Genomic DNA, 17,699 nt, shown 5'->3' with positions numbered 1-17,699 from the left:
ATTCGGTCTATCCGTCGATCAGCATCCTGGCCGAAAATCCGGTCGCCGTGGTGGAACGCACCGTGGCCAAGAAGGGTACGGCCGTATTGGCCAAGGCTTATCTGGACTACCTCTACTCCGACGAAGGCCAGGAAATTGCCGCCAGACACGCCATGCGTCCGCGCTCGCAGACCATCCTGAAAAAATACGCCAGCACATTTAAACCGCTTCAACTGTTCACGGTGCAGGAAATGTTTGGCTCACTGAGCGAGGCGCAAAAAATTCATTTCAATGATGGCGGCCAGTTCGACAAGCTTTACACAGTCAAGTAACTGACTGGCTCCCACGCCCGACGCTTCGCAACTTCGTTGCCCCTTTCACAACGAAAGGGGCGTTTTTTCGGGCAGGCTCACCGCGACGCGCCAAGCTCGTTCAAAAATAAAAAAATGTCTAAAAGACCATTAAAACGCGTCTTACCCGGGTTCCGGTTGACGCTCGGTTACACGGTGCTGTACCTCAGCCTGATCGTACTGATTCCGATTTCCGCGCTGTTTTTCAAAACCTTCACACTGACGTGGGACCAGTTTGTCATGGCCGTAACGTCGCCGCGCGTGCTGGCGTCTTACCGGCTGACGTTTGGCGCTTCCCTGATCGCTGCACTGGTGAATCTGGTGTTTGGCCTGCTGCTGGCCTGGGTGCTGGTGCGCTACCGGTTTCCGGGTAAAAAGATGGTCGATGCGCTGGTCGATCTGCCGTTCGCGCTACCGACCGCCGTGGCCGGAATTTCCCTGACGGCCTTGCTGGCGGGCAACGGCTGGCTGGGCCAGTACTTGGAGCCGATGGGCATCAAGCTGGCCTTCACGCCGGCCGGCGTGGTGATTGCACTGATTTTTGTCGGCATGCCTTTTGTCGTGCGCACGGTGCAGCCGGTGCTCGAAGACGCTGAAAAGGAACTTGAAGAAGCCGCCACCTCGCTGGGCGCCACACGGTTGCAGATTTTCATCAGGGTGATCCTGCCGCACATCACACCCGCCTTGCTGACTGGTTTTGCCATGGCCTTTGCCCGCGCGATTGGAGAATATGGTTCAGTGATTTTCATTGCCGGCAACATGCCGATGATTTCTGAAATCACGCCGCTCATCATCATTGGCAAGCTGGAGCAATACGACTACGCTGGCGCCACCGCCGTTGCCGTGGTGATGCTGGTGGCCTCCTTTTTCCTGCTGCTGGTCATCAATGGACTGCAGACCTGGCAGCGTCGCCATACGGGAGCATCCTCATGAGTGAGAAAAAGGCCGCCAAGCTTGTCGCCTCGCTTACTGCGCTGCCTCCCGAAGGAACTGCGCTTGCCAGGTCTGGCCCGTCGTTGCGCACGCCTTCGCAACCGGTTCGCCGTGCCCAGGCCGGAACAACCGAAGCCGCGTGGGTGCGCTACACCTTGATCACCATCGCGCTGCTGTTCGTGCTGCTGTTCCTGGTGCTGCCACTGGCAGCCGTCTTCACCGAAGCCTTGCGAAAAGGCTTTGGCGCTTACCTGGCTGCGTTGCAGGAACCCGATGCCTGGTCGGCCATCCAGCTCACGCTGATTGCCGCTGTGATTGCCGTGCCGCTGAATCTGGTGTTCGGCGTGGCCGCGGCCTGGGCGATTGCCAAATACGAGTTTCGCGGCAAGTCATTTTTGACGACGCTGGTCGATCTGCCGTTTTCGGTCTCGCCCGTGGTGGCAGGACTGATGTATGTGCTGCTGTTCGGCGCACAGGGCTGGTTCGGGCCGTGGCTGCAGGCGCATGACATCAAGATCATTTTTGCAGTGCCGGGCATTGTGCTGGCAACCGTGTTCGTCACTTTTCCCTTCATCGCGCGCGAGCTGATTCCGTTGATGCAGGCGCAGGGCAATGACGAAGAGCAGGCTGCCATCGTGCTGGGCGCGACCGGCTGGCAGACCTTCTGGCATGTCACGCTGCCCAACATCAAGTGGGGGCTGATCTACGGCGTGATCCTGTGCAATGCGCGCGCCATGGGCGAGTTTGGCGCGGTGTCGGTGGTGTCGGGCCACATTCGGGGGCAGACCAACACCTTGCCGCTGCATGTGGAAATTCTCTACAACGAATATCAGTCGGTGGCTGCTTTTGCGGTGGCGTCGCTGCTGGCCATTCTGGCGCTGGTTACGCTGGCCATCAAGTCGGTGGCTGAATGGCGTCATGAAGCTGAAATGAAAGCGGCGGCTGCTCTGCCGCCTGAACGGCCGCAAGTGCTTGCCGCCGTTCGTTGAAAAAACACGCTGGAAAAATATCATGGGTATCGAAATTCGCAACGTCAGCAAGCAGTTTGGCAACTTCCAGGCTTTGAGTGATGTCAGTCTGGACATTCACGCCGGTGAACTCGTCGCCTTGCTCGGCCCTTCGGGCTGCGGCAAGACCACGTTGCTACGCATCATCGCCGGGCTGGAAACACCCGACCAGGGCAGCATCCTGTTCAGCGGCGAAGACACCACCGATGTGCATGTGCGAGAGCGTCAGGTCGGCTTTGTGTTTCAGCACTACGCGCTGTTTCGCCACATGACGGTGTTTGAAAACGTCGCCTTCGGGCTGCGCGTCAAGCCGCGCCGCCTGCGGCCCAACGAAGCGCAGATCAAGGAAAAAGTGCATTCGCTGCTCAGCCTGGTGCAGCTCGACTGGCTGGCTGACCGTTTTCCGTCGCAGCTGTCAGGTGGCCAGCGTCAGCGTATCGCCCTGGCGCGGGCGCTGGCGGTCGAGCCCAAGGTGCTGCTGCTCGACGAGCCTTTCGGTGCGCTTGATGCCAAGGTGCGCAAGGAACTTCGCCGCTGGTTGCGGCGCCTGCATGACGACCTGCATGTCACCAGTATTTTTGTCACGCACGACCAGGAAGAAGCGCTTGAAGTGGCCGACCGCGTGGTGCTGATGAACGCCGGCAAGGTCGAGCAGATTGGCTCGCCGCAAGAAGTCTGGGACCACCCGGCCAGCCCGTTTGTCTACGGCTTTCTGGGTGACGTGAATTTGTTTCATGGCCGTGCCCACGAAGGCGAAATTCAGCTCGACGGCATGAAGCTGGATGCGCCGGAGCACAGCGGCGCGCAAAATGCCAAGGCCTTTGCCTATGTGCGTCCGCACGATTTCGAAGTTGAGCGCTATGCGCCGGGCGCCGAGGGCATTGTGGCGACGCTGGATCGGGCGATTGTGATCGGGCCGATTGCCCGGCTGGAACTTATTCCGGTGGAAGATCACAAACAGGCGGACAATCCGTCGGCCGATCCCCTGATAGAGGCGCAAATGCCTGCGCAGAAGTTTCGGGATATGGGGCTGAAGGAGGGCGAAACGCTGGTGCTGACACCGCGCAAAGCCAGGGTTTTTGTTGATGCCGGTGAAGGAATTTGATGTTTTTGAATTTGTTGGAGGCGCCACGCCGCTTGTTGGCGCTGGTCTGTTTAGGCTGCCTGGGCCTGCTGGCTTTTGGCCTGTATCTGCAACATGTAGTCGGGCTGGAACCTTGTCCCATGTGCATCGTGCAGCGTTATGCACTGGTGCTGATCGCCATCGTGTCAGGCCTCACCGCCATCACGAATAAAAATGCGCTGCTCCTGAGCGGCGCCAGCCTGCTGGTCCTGCTGTCCGGCTTTGGTGCGTTTGTGGCGGCCCGCCAGAGTTTTTTGCAGTGGTACCCACCCGAAGTTTCGACTTGCGGCCGCGATTTATACGGAATGATTGAAACCTTTCCACTCAAGCGTGCCATCCCGATGATTTTCAAGGGCAGCGGCGACTGCACCAAGGTTGACTGGACCTTTCTGGGCGGCTCGATTGCCAACTGGTCTTTCGTCTGTTTTGTCGTGATCGGCCTGATCGCGCTCACGCTGATCGCCCGCCTGGCACGCCAACGCTGAAGAACACGGTCTTTGTTCAACAAGGCGTCCGGGCTTCAGGCTTGGGCGCCTTTTCTTTTTTTCGATCCGTAAAAAATCAGGGAAGGGTGGCTTCATGCCCCCCTCGCCAGGGGCTTGCCACGGGCATTTGAGCAGTGCAATATACTGTATATAAATACAGTTAATTTGTCCTGATTCAAGTCCGCCATGTTTTCCACAAATTCAGTCAACCCCGCCTTGCCCGACCTTGCTGCCCTGTGTCATGTATGGCGTGCCGGCGAGCTGGGCAGCGCCGTCTTGCAGACGGTTGATACCGGTTACGCCGCTCTTAACCAGGTGCTGCCCGGCGGCGGCTGGCCGCAGGGCGCGATGGTTGAACTGCTGCAGCCGCAGGCTGGCCTGCATGAATGGGGCTTGCTGGCGCCCGCGCTGGCAGTGCAGCAGCTTGCTGCGCCGCACCAGCTGGTGGTGCTGGTCGGAGCGCCTTTCCTGCCTTTTGGCCCGGCGCTGGGTGCCCGCCAGCTCAATATGCAACGCCTGCTGGCGGTGCAGGCGCAAGGACCGGGCTTGCTCTGGGCCACGCGTGAGGCCTTGCAGTGCGCCGACGTGGGCAGCGTGCTGGCCTGGCTGCCGGATGCGCGCAGCGCGCACTTGCGCCGCCTGCAGATTGCCGCCCATGCGCACAACAAGCTGTTGTTTGTGTTTCGCCCCCTCAGGGCACGGCAGGAGTCATCGCCCGCGCCACTGCGCCTGCTGCTGGAGGGCATGGCGAGTGATGCGGGAAACCTGGCAGTGCATCTGCTCAAGCGCCGCGGGCCGCCACTGGCCTTGCCGGTCGTGCTGGCGACCCGTCCGGCGCGCCTGACAGCGTTGCTGGCGGCCAGTGGCGAGCGCGTGCGGCGTCGCCGTGAAGAAGCTGCCTTGGCTCTTCCGCTGTCGCTGCCTTCAGCGCCTTCATCTTTACCGCGGAGTCTTCTTCATGCGCTGGATCGCATTGCAGGCCTGCATCCTCACTGAGTCCGCAGTGAACGACGCAGCGGCGCAGCAAGCGCTGGCCCGCATCGCGCTGGGTTTTACGCCGCGCGTGGCGCTGGAAGGTGAGGCCGTGTTGATGGAGGTGGCAGGCAGCCTGCGCCTGTTTGGCGGCTTGACCCGGCTGGCGCAGCTGCTGGAACAGCTTGCAATGCAGTTCTTCGCATCAAATCAGGCTGTGGTCCAAATAATACGGTCGCAAGGTGCTACATCTTTAATAGCGCTTGGGCGTTTGCGGCAGCTCCGTCGCCAACCCGGGGCGGTGTGCAAACGCGTGGCCGACTTGCCCATGCACGCGCTGACCGCCGCGCGCCCGCACCTGGGCGTTCTCGAACGCGTGGGTTGCCGCAACTGGGACGATTTGCTGCGCCTGCCGCGTGATGGCGTGGCCCGGCGTTTTGGCGCGCCACTGCTTGAGGCGCTGGACCGCGCCCGCGGCCATGCACCGGACAGCTACGAATGGCTGTTGCTGCCCGGGCATTTCGACGAGAAGCTGGAGCTTGACGCGCTGGTGATCCATGCGCCCTTGCTGATGGCCGGTGTGCTGCTGCTGCTGCTGGGCTTGCAGGCTTGGCTGATCGGCCGGCAGAGTGGCATTTGCGCCCTGAAGCTGGTCTGGCACCTGGACAAGCGCCGCGACGTACCACCCACCGGCGAGCTGGTGATCCGCACGGCACAGCCGGCCCAGGATTTGCGCCACCTCGCGCGCCTCATCGCCGAGCACCTGGCGCAGCAGCGCCTGCCGGCGCCCGTGCATTCCCTGACCCTGCAGTCGCTGCAAACCGAAAAACTGGTTGATTCGGCTGCCGCGACCGCCAGTCTGCTGATGCAGGCGCGCCGGCAGGGCGACAGCGCGCTGGAGCTGATTGAGCGTTTGAGTGCGCGGCTGGGCCAGGCGCAGGTGCAAGCCTGGCAGCCGCAAGCCGACCACCGGCCGGAGCAGATGCAGCGCTGGGTGGATGCGCACGATGCTATTAAATCAATAGCTGAAAAAAGCCGTAATTATTGGACCTGCGGCTTTAATAATGTAAAAAACGAAGATTTGTACCCGAGCTGGCTACTGCCCGAGCCGCTTAGACTGGCGGTGAATGGTGACAGCCCGGTTTATCAGGGCCGGCTGGTACGGCTGGCCGGCCCGCAGCGGCTCGAGGCCACCGGCTGGCTGATGGCAGGCGACAAAACCGGTGATGCCTCTGGCACGCGGTGCAAGCCGCCAGCGATTCGTGACTATTTCATCTACCGCAGTCTGCAAGCCGGTCTGCTGTGGATTTACAGCGAGCGTTTGCCCGTGAACACGCCGCAAGCGCTGCACGGCCAGACACGCGCCTGGTATTTGCACGGCTTTTTCGCCTGAATCATGGCAAACCAGCTTCCCGACTATGCCGAACTGCATGCGTTGAGCAACTTCAGCTTCCAGCGCGGCGCTTCGCACGCCGAAGAATTGGTCGAGCGCGCTTACGCGCTGGGTTACAGCGCGATCGCCATCACCGACGAATGCTCGGTCGCCGGCGTGGTGCGGGCGCATGTAGCGGCTAAAAAGCACGGCATCCAGCTGCTGCCCGGTGCCGGTTTTTTGATGCAGGGTGACTGTCCGATCGGGCTGGTGGTGCTGCCGCATGACGCGGCGGGGTGGGGCAACCTGTGCGAATTCATCACTGATGCCCGGAAGCGCGGCGACGCGCTTGAAAAGGGGAGCTACCGGGTGGCGCTGGGCGAAACTGACTTTTCCCTGCTGGGCAACTGCGAAATTTTGCTTTCCCCGCTTCAGGGTGCTATTAATACAGAAGCACTTTGTACCCATGCTGAATGGACCAGAAGGCTGTTTGGCTTGAAAAGCTGGCTGGCGGTGGAATTGCAGCAGGGCCTGGATGACGCGCTACGCCTGCAGCAGTTGCAGGAAGTCTCACTGCGCACCGGCATACGGCTGGTGGCCGCCGGCCATGTGCTGATGCATGTGCGCTCGCGTAAGCCGCTGCACGATGTGATGACTGCCATCAAGCTTGGCAAGACGGTGCATGAATGCGGTTTTGCGTTGCAGGTCAATGCCGAGGCGCATTTGCGGTCACGCATGCGGCTGGCCGACATTTATCCGGCGCAATTGCTGCGCGCCACGCAGGAAGTGGCGGCGCGCTGCCGTTTCAGCCTCGACGAAATTCGTGACTTGTACCGTTACCCCAAACAGGACATTGTTCTTGCCACGGAAACCCCCGCGCAGTGCTTGCGCCGGTTAACGGCAGAAGGCGCGTTGACGCGTTACCCAAGCGGTGTGCCACCAAAAATCGGACGCCAGCTCGACAAAGAACTCGCACTGATTGAAGAACTGCATTACGAGATGTATTTCATCACGGTGCATGACATCGTGCGCTTTGCCCGCATGCAAAAAATCCTCTGCCAGGGACGCGGTTCGGCGGCCAATTCAGCCGTCTGTTATTGCCTGGGCATCACAGCCGTCAACCCCGCTGAAAGTAATCTGCTGTTTGAACGTTTCATCAGCCGTGAACGCAGCGAGCCGCCCGACATTGACGTTGATTTCGAGCACCAGCGTCGCGAGGAAGTCATCCAGTACATCTATGAAAAATACGGCCATGAGCGCGCTGCCATCGCCGCCACCGTCACCACTTACCGGCCGCGCAGCGCCTTGCGCGACGTCGGCAAGGCGCTGGGCGTGGCAGCCGCGCTGATCGAGCAGTTTGCCAAGGAGCATTTCTGGTTTGACGGCAGCGCTGTGCTGGAAGCAAAGCTCAAGGAAGCCGGTCTGGCGGGCGAAACCGGTCCGGTGCTGCAGTGGCTTAATCTGGCGACGCAGCTGATCGGCTCTCCGCGCCATTTGGGCCAGCATGTCGGAGGCTTCGTACTGACGCAAGGCAAGCTGACGCGACTGGTGCCAATTCAGCCAGCTTCCATGGAACACCGCCGCATCATCCAGTGGGACAAGGATGACCTGGACGCCATGGGGCTGCTCAAGGTTGACGTGTTGGCATTGGGCATGCTGTCGGCGATCCGGCGCTGCCTGCAGCTGGTGAACCAGACACGCGGCAGCGAACTGGAAATGCATCAGATTGAATCCGACGATGAGCTAACCTACGACATGATCTGCGAGGCTAATACCGTGGGCGTGTTCCAGATCGAGAGCCGCGCGCAGATGTCGATGCTGCCGCGCTTGCGGCCACGCAACTTTTACGACCTGGTGGTGCAAGTTGCCATCGTGCGGCCAGGGCCGATCCAGGGCGGCATGGTGCATCCCTACCTGAAGAGCCGCGAAACCCTCAGAAAGCTGGGCCGGATTGAATTTGAATACCCAGACCTCAAGCCGGCGCTTGAACGCACCCTGGGCGTGCCCATCTTTCAGGAGCAGGTCATGCAGATCGCCATGATCGCCGCTGACTTCACGCCCGGCGAAGCCGACGACTTGCGCCGCTCCATGGCGGCGTGGAAACGAAAAGGCGGCGTGGACCGCTTCCATGGTCGTCTGGTTAACGCCATGGTCAGAAATGGTTACAGCGCCGAATTTTCAGAGCGCATCTTCAGCCAGATTCAGGGCTTCGGCGAATATGGTTTTCCCGAAAGCCACGCCGCCAGTTTTGCCAAGCTGGTTTATGTCAGCTGCTGGCTCAAATGTCATGAGCCAGCCTGCTTTCTGGCCGCGCTGATCAACTCCCAGCCCATGGGTTTTTATGCGCCTTCGCAACTGGTGCAGGACGCGCGCAGGCACGGCATTGAAATGCGCGCCGTTGACGTGACGGCCAGCGGCTGGGATTGCACGCTGGAGCCTGCCGGTGAAACGCTTGCGCCATCGCAATATCCCGGCATCAGGCAGCCGCAGCCCGCTGTACGTCTGGGCTTGCGCCTGGTGGCTGGCCTGTCTGAAAATGCTGGACAGCGTCTCGTCGCCGCAAGGGCTGGCGCGTCTTTCGCCAATACCGAAGACCTGGCCTTGCGAGCGCAGCTTGGCACGCTGGAAATCAATGCGCTGGCCGCTGCCGATGCGCTGCTGCCGCTGGCCGGCCACCGGCGCCAGCAGGTCTGGCAGGCCGCAGCCATCAAACCCGCACCGCTGCTCTTAAAAGCCGTGCCCACGCACGAGGCGGCGCTGGTCTTGCCCGATACGCCCGAGTAAGAAAACATACTGTTTGATTATCAGTCCACCGGCTTGACCCTGCGCCGCCACCCGCTGGCCTTGCTCAGGCCGCGTCTTAGCAGGCAAGGGTTGCTCAGCGCCAGCGAGTTGAACGCCTTGCCCGATGGCTGGCAGGTGGCGGCCTGCGGCATCGTTACGGTTCGCCAACAGCCGCAAACCGCCAAGGGCACCATCTTCATCACGATGGAAGACGAAACCGGCCCGGTCAATGTGATTGTGTGGAAGTCGCTGCGCGAAACGCAGCGGACCGAAGTGCTGCATGCCCGGCTGTTGGCGGTTCATGGTGTCTGGCAGCGCAGTGAAGAAGAAGGGCAGAAAAAAGGCTACGGCGCAGTCCGCAACCTGGTAGCGCAGCGGCTGGAAGACCTCACGCCGCTGCTCGGGCGGCTCGGCACCTCCAGCCGTGACTTTCATTAGGCGTGTTTGGCACCGGCTCAGTGTCAGCGCTACAAACCCGACGGAAACGTCTCGGGTGCCTCGCCGGCGGGACTCCACAGCTGCCCTTTGTCCAGTGGTTCCAGGGCAGTGGTTTCGTCGATGTGGATCAGCGCATCGAATTGCCCGCCCAGGTGCGTGAAAAAGTAGTGGCTCTGGCGCTCGGTTTCGGGGCTGTAGATGACACCGATGGCGCGTTGCAGCCGTTGCGCCTCTACCAATGGGCGCAGCGCCACGTTATCGCGCAAATTCAGCAGAAAGCGCCCGATCCCGGTCTGGTGAAAAACGTCTTCCCAACTGCCCGGCAGGCCTTCCCGAACGCGCTTGTGCTGCGGCGGCTTGTCCCACCCCGAAGCCGCCGTGACCCAGCCGTGGTGGGTGCTGAAACCCACCCGTATGGCCTCGTCGCCATAGTGGTCGCGCATCAGCTGTCCGACATTCCATTCACCCCGGTCGCCCATTTCGGTGGCGGCGGCGTCACCCAGGTGCGAGTTGTGCGCCCACACGGCGATTCGCGGCGGGGTGCCGCCCGCGCCCAGATGGCGATCGAGTGCCTGCAGCGTCTCCACCATGTGGCTGTCGCGCAGGTTCCACGATGACACGCGCCCGTGGAACATGGTGCGGTAGTACTCTTCAGCATTGCGCACCAGGCGGGCGTTCTGCTGCGCGTAAAAGGCCTCCTCGCGCTCCATGCCGGGTGTCGCCGGAATGGCCCCAGCGCTGCGGATCATTTCGTGCAGCTGCTGCACCACCGCGTCTTCGCAACTGGGCGACAAGCCGAAGCTTGCCGCATAGCCATAGGCCTGACTGTCTTCTGCGGCATGGTCGAAACAGGCATAGCGATAACGCGCACGCTGCGCAGCTTCAGGGTCGGTGCGGTTCAGATAGTCCAATACCGCCTGCATCGAGGTGAACAGGCTGTACAGGTCGATGCCATAAAAGCCGACCTGCCGCTCCAGTCCGCGCCCGGTGTTGTAGTCGCGCAGCCATTCAACAAAGTCGCGCACCTCGGTATTGCGCCACATCCAGGCCGGAAAACGCTGGAAGCCCGACAACGCCGCGGCCGCATCGATGTCGGTGGACAGTCCGCGCACATAGCGGTTGACGCGCCACGCGTCGGGCCAGTCGGCTTCCACGGCGATAGCCATGAAGCCTTTTTCCTCGATCAGGCGCCGGGTGATGGCGATACGCTCGCGATAGAACTCGCGGGTGCCATGCGAAGCCTCACCAAGCAGGGCAAAGCGTGCCGGTCCTATCAGCTGCAGCAGGGCGTCGTAATCGTTTGCGTCGCCTGTCAACGGCCGCAGCTCCCGTCGCAAGCCTTCGAGCAGATCGTTTTGCGCAGTGGCGGCAGGCGCCGGTGCCGGCGCCACGACTTTCGAAAGGACCAGCAGGGCATGCCGGTTGCGCGCTTGGTCCAGCAGCGTGCGCACCTCGTCGTCGCTGGCCTGCGGAAATTTTTTGTACCACAGACCAACGGCGCGAAACGGCTCCGGCGTCGCGGCGCAGACCACTTCGTCAGCCTCGCCCTGCAGCGTCTGGCAGGTATCCCTGGCGCCCACCGGCACGGCGACCACCAAATGGGCAGGATGCTGCTGGCGAATGGCCAGCACGGCCGCACGCATGGTCGCGCCTGTGGCCAGCCCGTCATCGACCACAATCACGGTGCGGCCGGCAATGCTGACTGCGGGGCGCTGGCTGCGGTAGAGCTGCTCGCGCCGCAGCAACTCGGCCTGTTCACGCGCAACCACTTTTGCCACCTCACCGGGCGAGATCGTCAGGCCGGGCAAGGGCGTCATGACGCGTATGCCGCCGCTGGCGATGGCGCCCATGGCGTATTCCTCATGGCCGGGAAGGCCGAGCTTGCGCACCACAAAAATATCCAGCGGTGCCTGCAGAGCGCGTGCCACTTCAACGCCAACGGCCACGCCACCGCGCGGCAAGGCAAGCACCAGCAGGTTGGGTCGGCCAAGGTAGTGCGCCAGCTTTTCGGCCAGTACGCGCCCGGCATGGTGACGGTCTTCAAAAGGCAGGATAACGTCCGTCATTACAAGTGCTCCACAGATGATTTGTGCGCCAGATGGGTGGAGAACCATGACGCCGCCAGCTCGGCTACCTGCTGGAGCGCGCCGCGTTCCTCGAACAGGTGGCTGGCACCAGGCACGACGGCGAGTTCCTTGTCGCAGGTCAGTTGCAGCAAGGCTTGCCGGTTTAATTCAATGACTCCGTGGTCGGCGCCGCCGACGATGAGCAGCGTGGGCGCCGTGACGGCTGCCAGCGCCACCGGTCCGGCCAGATCCGGGCGGCCGCCGCGCGACACCACTGCGGCAATGCGCTGACCCAGCCGGGCCGCGGCAATGATGGCCCCCGCGCTGCCAGTGCTCGCGCCGAAATAGCCCAGGGGCACATGCTGCAAGTCGGGTTGCGCCATGGCCCAGATAGTGGCGTCCTGGAGGCGGCTGGTGAGCAGGGCGATGTCGAAGCGGTGTTCCCGGGTGTGAATGTCGACTTGCTCTTCCTGCGCCGTAAGCAAGTCAAACAGCAACGTGGCAATGCCGGCCTTCTGGAGGCTCTGCGCGACCTGCCGGTTGCGGGCGCTGTGGCGACCGCTACCGCTGCCGTGGGCGAACAGCACCAAGCCGGTGAAATCGGATGGCAATGCAAGGTCGCCGTAGAGCCAGACCTCACCTGAGGGAATGCGGACTTCACGGATCGCGGGAACTAGTATCGGGCTGTTCATGGGAGCCTCCAGATAGCATGCAGTACCAAAACGGGTGCTGGCAGCGCGGCGCGATGTCAGATATCGCCGCTACTTTTGCGAAAACCAACCAGCCCGGCCCTGATTCACAGGAGTTTAGAGTGAGAACCGGCTTAAGTCCAATGAGTATGGTTACATATTGCTATTGGAAAAATAGCAGTTTCAGCCGCGTAGAGCTCTTCCGCGGGAGTCCGCCAAAAAGGAGTACCGTGGCGCCGTTCAGGGTACGTCTGTGTATCCTGCCGGTTTGAAGACGCGCACAGTCGAGGCCGGGAATCTGGCAAGCTTCTCAGCCGGCCGGCGCGGCCTTGCCAGCAACTCACCGCCACAATTCGGGCACATTCCTTTCAGTCTGGTGCAGGCGCAATCGCTGCAAAACGTGCATTCAAAGGTGCAGATCGTCGCCTCAGTGGACTCGGGAGGCAGGTCTTGGTTGCAGCATTCGCAGTTAGGGCGCAGCTCAAGCATGTGGTTTTTCCCCTTTGGCAAAAGCAGTAAAACGGGGCGCTACTGACCGAGGGCGTCAGCCAGCCCTTTTTACGACGTATCTTGGACCATACCACTCTGACATGCCAGTACCCAGGGTACCCAAGGTACCCAATATTTACCCCCCTTAACAAGCTTGCGACTGCCATGCGATTCGTTATCGCCCGGAGTCGCCACCGCCTTTTGTTCATTGCTGTCCCTGTTGCTCGTGCCAGCGGGACAGCGGCGCCTCTTTTCCCTGAGCGCCATGATCAAGCTTTACCGCCGTTGTCTGATGGCAAGCGAACCGGACATTGTGGACACACCTTCAAGCCGCAGCAAGTGCCGGAAGCTCGCACGCTGTCCACCGTGTTGGGTGCGGCCTGGCGCAATTCCGCGGGGAGCGGGTCTTCGCTTTACTTTGAGCGGTTTTGGACGCTGGACGAGCCCGACCGGTTGCCGCCCGTTATTTACATTTTTTACGGCATTTAAGCAACCCTGGCTGGCGTTGCCATTTCGGACGCCAGCCGTGCCGGCGGTATCACGATTACAAGCTGTACCGGCCGTAACAAAGCCCCGAGCCGGTGCCAAGCCTTGCTGCCACGAGTCAGCCCACCAAAGGTTTCAGACTAACGCTGATTAAAGTTGTCATGTGACCAAAAAGCCAGAGACGATGGCTTACCACGCAGAGGGCATTTTGCTTACAGGCGGTTTGTTCGATAGAGATATCGTGAAGGTTGGTTTGCCACTAAAGCTGCGGCGATTCGCGGGGCGGATCAACACCACCTCAACTCACCCTGGAGCCTCAAATGCCTCACCAAAAATACAATGCCTGCATTGAAGCCTGCAACAGTTGCGCGTTGGCGTGCAATCACTGTGCTGCTTCCTGTCTGCAGGAGCAAGACGTCAAGATGATGGCGCGTTGCATTGCATTGGACATGGATTGCGCCCAAATTTGCACCTTGGCCGCAACAGCAATGGCCCGCGACAGCGAACATGCCAAGGCCATCTGCGCCGTGTGCGCAGACATCTGCCAATCCTGCGGTGAGGAGTGTGCCAAGCATGCGATGGAACATTGCCAGGAATGCGCAAAAGCGTGTCATCGATGCGCCAAAGAATGTCGCAAGATGGCAGCCATGGTCTGAACCGGCATCAACCCCCGGAAGGCATCGACATGCACCCTTGGCTTGACGAAGATCAAGACTGTATCGCGGTGCCCCTGTAGCATGAGTTGTCTGTAATTCTTATCCGTATGAAGATTTTCTCCAACACCTGCGTCAAACGCAATACCGCATTGATGGTGTTGCTGGTGTGGCTGTTTGCCTTGGCTTCGGGGGTCGCTAACGCTTGTTTGCTGGAAGCACGTGAAACGCACTCCCATACCGCTACCGCCGTATCTTCCGAAGTTGCCGAGCATGCGTTCGTGATATTGCCTGGACACGCTGGAGCTGTTGCTGACCTCGCAGATGACTTGCACTTCAAGGCCCCGTGCCTGAAGGTTTGCGACGATGGCACACGCTCTTATCCCAAGCAGGACTCGACGGTCGCCCACAGCGATCCTGGTCCAGCGCTGCTCGTTTTGGTTCTGTGGGGCAAAGTAGCGCCAGTCGTTCCGATGCTTCACCAAATGAATTATGAGCCGCCGGCCACGCCTGAGCTGCCCATCCGCCTCCGCTTCTCGCGACTGGCAATTTAGCCACCCCCGACACTTGGGCACTGGGCATTTTGCTCTGAAGCCGGTGTCCATATTCTGATCCAGTTTGTTGTATGTCCGGGCGCAAAAAGCAGGCTGGGGTCATGCACAAGCGTTGATGCATACCGACAGCACACCACACTCGTTTTTTTTTGTTACCTAACCAGGAGTCAGTCATGACCCATTTTCGATTTATTCCCCTTGCCATTGCTTTTACTGCCGCCATTGCATTAACCGCCTGCAACACGGCTCCGATGATGCCCATGGGCGCCGCGTCAGCCAACAGCATGGCTTCGTCCGACCAGATGGGAAAGATGGAGGCGCAGATGAAGACCATGCAGGGCATACACGAAAAGATGATGAACGCCAAAACTCCCGAAGAACGCAGCAAACTGATGGCCGAACACATGAAAGCCATGCAGGACGGCATGGCAATGATGGGCGGCATGTCTAGCGCTGGCATGGGCGACATGAAAGGGATGCAAGGGATGCAGGGCGCGTCTGGCATGAGTGGCGACATGGGCGCGCGTCAGCAGATGATGGAAAAACGCATGGAGATGATGCAGACCATGATGAAAATGATGATGGACCGGATGCCGGCGGCGCCCGCCAAGTAAACGAGCCCATGAGATGACACCGCTTCGCGCGGGCATCGCGCTGAACATCAGCGTTTTGCTGCTCCATGCCCTGCGCAAGCTGGTCTAAATTTTCGCGCTTACTCCGTTTTCGGGCCTCATGAAAACTTGTTCCATGGCATGAACTTCAGCACCATGGTGCCGTTGCAACCATTCGCTTGGACGGGGTTCCGGACGGCGCCGTTCAATCTGAGCAGCTCTGTCTTTTTTGCCGGTGTGTTCTTTGCCTGGTTGTTGAACCGATGGAAGCGTCGATCAACTTCCGGTTTGGGAAAAACGCGGCAATTCCACAAAACGGTCAGCTGGATGAACCGCCCGTATTTTTTGTGCTTGCCGCCAGGCTTAACCCCCTGACGGGAGATCTGAATATTGAAAATGAAAAGTCGTATGTTTAAAAGAAGGCAATTGTTTCAGCTCACCGGGGTTGCGGCCTGGATTTATTCGGGTGTGGGTCATAGCAAAGAGGTGGCCAAAGTGCCATTTCGTCACTATGCCTTTGATCCGGTAGCCGCTGAAAACTTTCAGAAAAAGCTTTTTATTCCGGTGGCCAGCGGCCCGTTCGGCGTGCTCGATGTCGTCGGTCCTTTAAAAATTCGCGCCACTGCAGCGAGCTTTCCGATCTTGCCTGGCCCCAAATTGCCAATTTCTTCACCGTTTTTGCTGTATCAGACCGAGCACGCCGGAAAGGCCTATCAAAACCCCATCCTGCGCATCGAGAGCGGAACGCGCTTCACGGCCAGCCTGGACAACGCGCTGGCAGAGCCGACCATCATCCACTGGCACGGACTGCATACGCCCGCATCCATGGATGGTCATCCGGGAAGCACCATCGCTGCGGGTGGCCGCTACGAGTACGATTTCACGGTACGAAACCGCGGCGGCACCTACTGGTATCACACGCACGCGCACGGGTTGACCGCGAAACAGGCTTACCAGGGCCTGGCGAGCTTTTTTTTGGTGGACGATGACGACCAGCGCCGCTTGGCCGCAGCACTTGATCTTCGACTGGGCGTGACTGACCTGCCCTTGGTCATACAGGACAAGCAGTTTGACGTCCAAGGAAAATTACGCTACCAGCCGAACGCGCAGGAATCCATGATGGGATGGCTGGGTGACATTGTTCTTGCCAATTTGACCCCCAATGCGGTTCAGCCTGTCACGCCGCGCAGCTACCGCTTGCGGCTCCTCAATGGGTCCAACGCACGCATCTACCGGCTTGCATTCGTCACGGGGAAAAAACAACTGAATTTCACCGTCCTTGGTACCGATGGCGGTTTGATCGAGCGGCCGGAATCGGTGGCCGAAGCCTTTCTCGCCCCGGGCGAACGCCTCGATGTCCTGTTTGATGCCGGACAAGTCAAGCCCGGCGCGGACATCTTTCTCAAAAGCCTGGCGTTCGATCCGATGGAAAACGAAGATCCTGCTGGCGCGATGAAGGAGATGAGTGGAATGGGCACAAGCTCTTCGCGGCTTGACATGGGTGTTGAGTTCAACATCCTGAAACTAATCGTCATGGCCGGGGAGCGCATTCCTGTCACCTTGCCAGCAACGCTGTCTCAGATCAATACGATCAGTACCGAAGGCGCTAGGGAGCGAAAGATCGAACTGTCATTGGCGGATATGCGTTTTCTCATCAATGGGCTTACTTTCCATATGGACGAGACCGCATTTGAGGTGAAGCGCGGCGCGGTGGAAGTCTGGCGCATCAGCAACCCCACACTGGGTATGCCGCATCCGATGCACATTCACGGCTTTTCGTTCCAGGTGCTCGAGCGGCTCAACAGTCCTTCCCAGCTGTCCGCCACGGCGCGTTTCGGGAAGGGGCGCACGGTGGGCGATTTGGGATGGAAAGACACCGTTCTTGTGTGGCCAGGCGAAACAGTGCGGATAGCCATCGATTTTTCGCACGACTTTCCCGGCAGCCAGACTTACCTGTTTCATTGCCATAACCTAGAACACGAAGACGCTGGAATGATGATCAACTTTCGCGTGAAGGCGTGAAGGCGTGAAGGCGTGAAGGCGTGAAGGCAGGTTGATGCGCCGCAAGCTGGGCCGTGACGGTGTGATTGCTGTCAAATTTTTTCTTTGATATTTAGGGTGTATGGGTATGAACGCGATTGATCTTGAAGTGCCAGGCATGCGTTGCGGCTCATGCGTCAGTCATGTCACGCAGGCGCTGCAGCCGCTGGCGGGTGTTGGTCGCGTGGAAGTTGACCTTCAGTCGGGCGATGTCCGGGTGAGCGGTGAACTTGCGCAAGAAAGTGAGGCTTTCCTTGCCGCCTTGACCAGCGCAGGCTACCCCGCAAAACTTGCCGCGTCCTTTTCATCGAACGCGCAACCTGAAGTCTTGAAATGCGCAGGAATCCGCAACAAAGGCGGCTGCTGTGGCTGACGGTCACAGAGTTTGATGGCATCAGGTCAGGCGATGAAAAACCACCCGGTTATCGACACAGATCTACTCACCGAGATTTAAGGCGAATGACATGAAGCCACACACGCTTGCAGCCCTTCCGTCCGCACACCCGGATCACCCGTCAACCGACGGTAAAACTACCGCCATATTTCAGGCGCATGACGCTTTGCCGGCTGAATCGCAGCCATTGAAAGACCCGGTGTGCGGCATGACCGTCACCGACCAGTCGCCGCACAAGCTGGCGCACGAACGCCGGTCCTACTATTTCTGCAGC

The 17,699-nt window shown here is 60.0% G+C and carries 16 protein-coding genes and 2 pseudogenes; 15 read left to right on the top strand and 3 right to left on the bottom strand.

Features of this window, described 5'->3' with window-relative positions; genetic code table 11:
• From HHJ19_RS09825 to HHJ19_RS09790, 8 genes and pseudogenes are all read left to right on the top strand, one after another.
• Positions 1–311: pseudogene (locus HHJ19_RS09825) on the top strand (sulfate ABC transporter substrate-binding protein); the annotation flags it as partial.
• A 114-nt stretch (positions 312–425) separates the two neighbouring features.
• The gene (gene cysT / locus HHJ19_RS09820; RefSeq protein WP_296906590.1) at positions 426–1,262 is read left to right on the top strand and encodes a sulfate ABC transporter permease subunit CysT; all 837 of its coding nucleotides are present in this window, start codon (positions 426–428) and stop codon (positions 1,260–1,262) included.
• Complete coding sequence (gene cysW / locus HHJ19_RS09815) at positions 1,259–2,251, top strand: sulfate ABC transporter permease subunit CysW (protein WP_296906587.1); 993 nt, start codon at positions 1,259–1,261, stop codon at positions 2,249–2,251. The genes cysT and cysW overlap by 4 nt, the downstream gene beginning before the upstream one ends.
• A 22-nt stretch (positions 2,252–2,273) precedes the next feature.
• Positions 2,274–3,374, top strand: a complete 1,101-nt coding sequence (locus HHJ19_RS09810; protein WP_296906584.1) for a sulfate ABC transporter ATP-binding protein — start codon at positions 2,274–2,276, stop codon at positions 3,372–3,374.
• The gene (locus HHJ19_RS09805; RefSeq protein WP_296906581.1) at positions 3,374–3,877 is read left to right on the top strand and encodes a disulfide bond formation protein B; all 504 of its coding nucleotides are present in this window, start codon (positions 3,374–3,376) and stop codon (positions 3,875–3,877) included. The genes HHJ19_RS09810 and HHJ19_RS09805 overlap by 1 nt, the downstream gene beginning before the upstream one ends.
• 186 nt (positions 3,878–4,063) lie before the next feature.
• Positions 4,064–4,873 (top strand): translesion DNA synthesis-associated protein ImuA, encoded by an 810-nt coding sequence (gene imuA, locus HHJ19_RS09800; RefSeq protein ID WP_296906578.1) that lies wholly within the window; start codon positions 4,064–4,066, stop codon positions 4,871–4,873.
• Positions 4,836–6,242 carry a DNA polymerase Y family protein gene (locus HHJ19_RS09795; protein ID WP_296906575.1) on the top strand — a complete coding sequence of 469 codons (1,407 nt, stop codon included), beginning with the start codon at positions 4,836–4,838 and terminating at the stop codon, positions 6,240–6,242. The genes imuA and HHJ19_RS09795 overlap by 38 nt, the downstream gene beginning before the upstream one ends.
• 3 nt (positions 6,243–6,245) lie before the next feature.
• Positions 6,246–9,443: pseudogene (locus HHJ19_RS09790) on the top strand (error-prone DNA polymerase).
• A 29-nt stretch (positions 9,444–9,472) separates the two neighbouring features.
• Here the strand turns inward: HHJ19_RS09790 and HHJ19_RS18045 are convergent.
• The 3 genes from HHJ19_RS18045 to HHJ19_RS09770 all read right to left on the bottom strand — a co-directional run bounded on the left by HHJ19_RS18045 (position 9,473) and on the right by HHJ19_RS09770 (position 12,687).
• A complete protein-coding gene (locus HHJ19_RS18045; RefSeq protein WP_366929400.1) occupies positions 9,473–11,509 on the bottom strand; it encodes an erythromycin esterase family protein in 2,037 nt (678 codons plus the stop codon).
• Positions 11,509–12,201: an alpha/beta family hydrolase gene (locus HHJ19_RS09775; protein ID WP_296906573.1), complete on the bottom strand. Its 693-nt coding sequence runs from the start codon at positions 12,199–12,201 to the stop codon at positions 11,509–11,511. Before HHJ19_RS09775 ends, HHJ19_RS18045 begins: the two co-directional genes overlap by 1 nt.
• Positions 12,202–12,438: 237 nt before the next feature.
• Positions 12,439–12,687 (bottom strand): DUF1272 domain-containing protein, encoded by a 249-nt coding sequence (locus HHJ19_RS09770; protein ID WP_296906570.1) that lies wholly within the window; start codon positions 12,685–12,687, stop codon positions 12,439–12,441.
• Between the two features lie 806 nt (positions 12,688–13,493).
• On the opposite strand from HHJ19_RS09770, the gene HHJ19_RS09765 reads away from it, so the two are divergent.
• The 7 genes from HHJ19_RS09765 to HHJ19_RS09735 all read left to right on the top strand — a co-directional run.
• The gene (locus HHJ19_RS09765) at positions 13,494–13,829 is read left to right on the top strand and encodes a four-helix bundle copper-binding protein (protein WP_296906567.1); all 336 of its coding nucleotides are present in this window, start codon (positions 13,494–13,496) and stop codon (positions 13,827–13,829) included.
• Positions 13,830–13,936: 107 nt separating this feature from the next.
• A complete protein-coding gene (locus HHJ19_RS09760) occupies positions 13,937–14,380 on the top strand; it encodes a hypothetical protein (RefSeq protein WP_296906565.1) in 444 nt (147 codons plus the stop codon).
• A 173-nt stretch (positions 14,381–14,553) separates the two neighbouring features.
• Positions 14,554–14,994, top strand: coding sequence for a hypothetical protein (locus HHJ19_RS09755; protein ID WP_296906562.1), 441 nt, complete (start codon positions 14,554–14,556; stop codon positions 14,992–14,994).
• A 260-nt stretch (positions 14,995–15,254) separates the two neighbouring features.
• A complete protein-coding gene (locus HHJ19_RS09750; RefSeq protein ID WP_296906559.1) occupies positions 15,255–15,407 on the top strand; it encodes a hypothetical protein in 153 nt (50 codons plus the stop codon).
• A complete protein-coding gene (locus HHJ19_RS09745) occupies positions 15,400–17,013 on the top strand; it encodes a multicopper oxidase family protein (protein ID WP_296906557.1) in 1,614 nt (537 codons plus the stop codon). Before HHJ19_RS09750 ends, HHJ19_RS09745 begins: the two co-directional genes overlap by 8 nt.
• A 106-nt stretch (positions 17,014–17,119) precedes the next feature.
• Complete coding sequence (locus HHJ19_RS09740; protein ID WP_296906554.1) at positions 17,120–17,404, top strand: heavy metal-associated domain-containing protein; 285 nt, start codon at positions 17,120–17,122, stop codon at positions 17,402–17,404.
• Positions 17,405–17,495: 91 nt separating this feature from the next.
• Positions 17,496–17,699, top strand: a 204-nt coding sequence (locus tag HHJ19_RS09735; RefSeq protein WP_296906552.1) for a hypothetical protein, incomplete at its 3' end; no start/stop codon positions are given.

Origin of the sequence: Polaromonas sp. (genome assembly GCF_012927415.1) — a bacterium.
Taxonomy (GTDB): Bacteria; Pseudomonadota; Gammaproteobacteria; order Burkholderiales; family Burkholderiaceae_C; genus Polaromonas.
This window is presented reverse-complemented; position numbering and strand designations above follow the sequence as displayed.

What these genes read in the sequence shown, in the direction of transcription:
- HHJ19_RS18045 (WP_366929400.1), bottom strand. Translation starts at nt 11,509, where the DNA reads ATGACGGACGTTATCCTGCCTTTTGAAGACCGTCACCATGCCGGGCGC.
- HHJ19_RS09765 (WP_296906567.1), top strand. Translation starts at nt 13,494, where the DNA reads ATGCCTCACCAAAAATACAATGCCTGCATTGAAGCCTGCAACAGTTGC.
- HHJ19_RS09795 (WP_296906575.1), top strand. Translation starts at nt 4,836, where the DNA reads ATGCGCTGGATCGCATTGCAGGCCTGCATCCTCACTGAGTCCGCAGTG.
- cysT (WP_296906590.1), top strand. Translation starts at nt 426, where the DNA reads ATGTCTAAAAGACCATTAAAACGCGTCTTACCCGGGTTCCGGTTGACG.
- HHJ19_RS09760 (WP_296906565.1), top strand. Translation starts at nt 13,937, where the DNA reads ATGAAGATTTTCTCCAACACCTGCGTCAAACGCAATACCGCATTGATG.
- HHJ19_RS09805 (WP_296906581.1), top strand. Translation starts at nt 3,374, where the DNA reads ATGTTTTTGAATTTGTTGGAGGCGCCACGCCGCTTGTTGGCGCTGGTC.
- HHJ19_RS09770 (WP_296906570.1), bottom strand. Translation starts at nt 12,687, where the DNA reads ATGCTTGAGCTGCGCCCTAACTGCGAATGCTGCAACCAAGACCTGCCT.
- HHJ19_RS09745 (WP_296906557.1), top strand. Translation starts at nt 15,400, where the DNA reads ATGTTTAAAAGAAGGCAATTGTTTCAGCTCACCGGGGTTGCGGCCTGG.
- HHJ19_RS09740 (WP_296906554.1), top strand. Translation starts at nt 17,120, where the DNA reads ATGAACGCGATTGATCTTGAAGTGCCAGGCATGCGTTGCGGCTCATGC.
- HHJ19_RS09750 (WP_296906559.1), top strand. Translation starts at nt 15,255, where the DNA reads ATGGAAGCGTCGATCAACTTCCGGTTTGGGAAAAACGCGGCAATTCCA.
- HHJ19_RS09755 (WP_296906562.1), top strand. Translation starts at nt 14,554, where the DNA reads ATGACCCATTTTCGATTTATTCCCCTTGCCATTGCTTTTACTGCCGCC.
- HHJ19_RS09775 (WP_296906573.1), bottom strand. Translation starts at nt 12,201, where the DNA reads ATGAACAGCCCGATACTAGTTCCCGCGATCCGTGAAGTCCGCATTCCC.
- imuA (WP_296906578.1), top strand. Translation starts at nt 4,064, where the DNA reads ATGTTTTCCACAAATTCAGTCAACCCCGCCTTGCCCGACCTTGCTGCC.
- HHJ19_RS09810 (WP_296906584.1), top strand. Translation starts at nt 2,274, where the DNA reads ATGGGTATCGAAATTCGCAACGTCAGCAAGCAGTTTGGCAACTTCCAG.
- cysW (WP_296906587.1), top strand. Translation starts at nt 1,259, where the DNA reads ATGAGTGAGAAAAAGGCCGCCAAGCTTGTCGCCTCGCTTACTGCGCTG.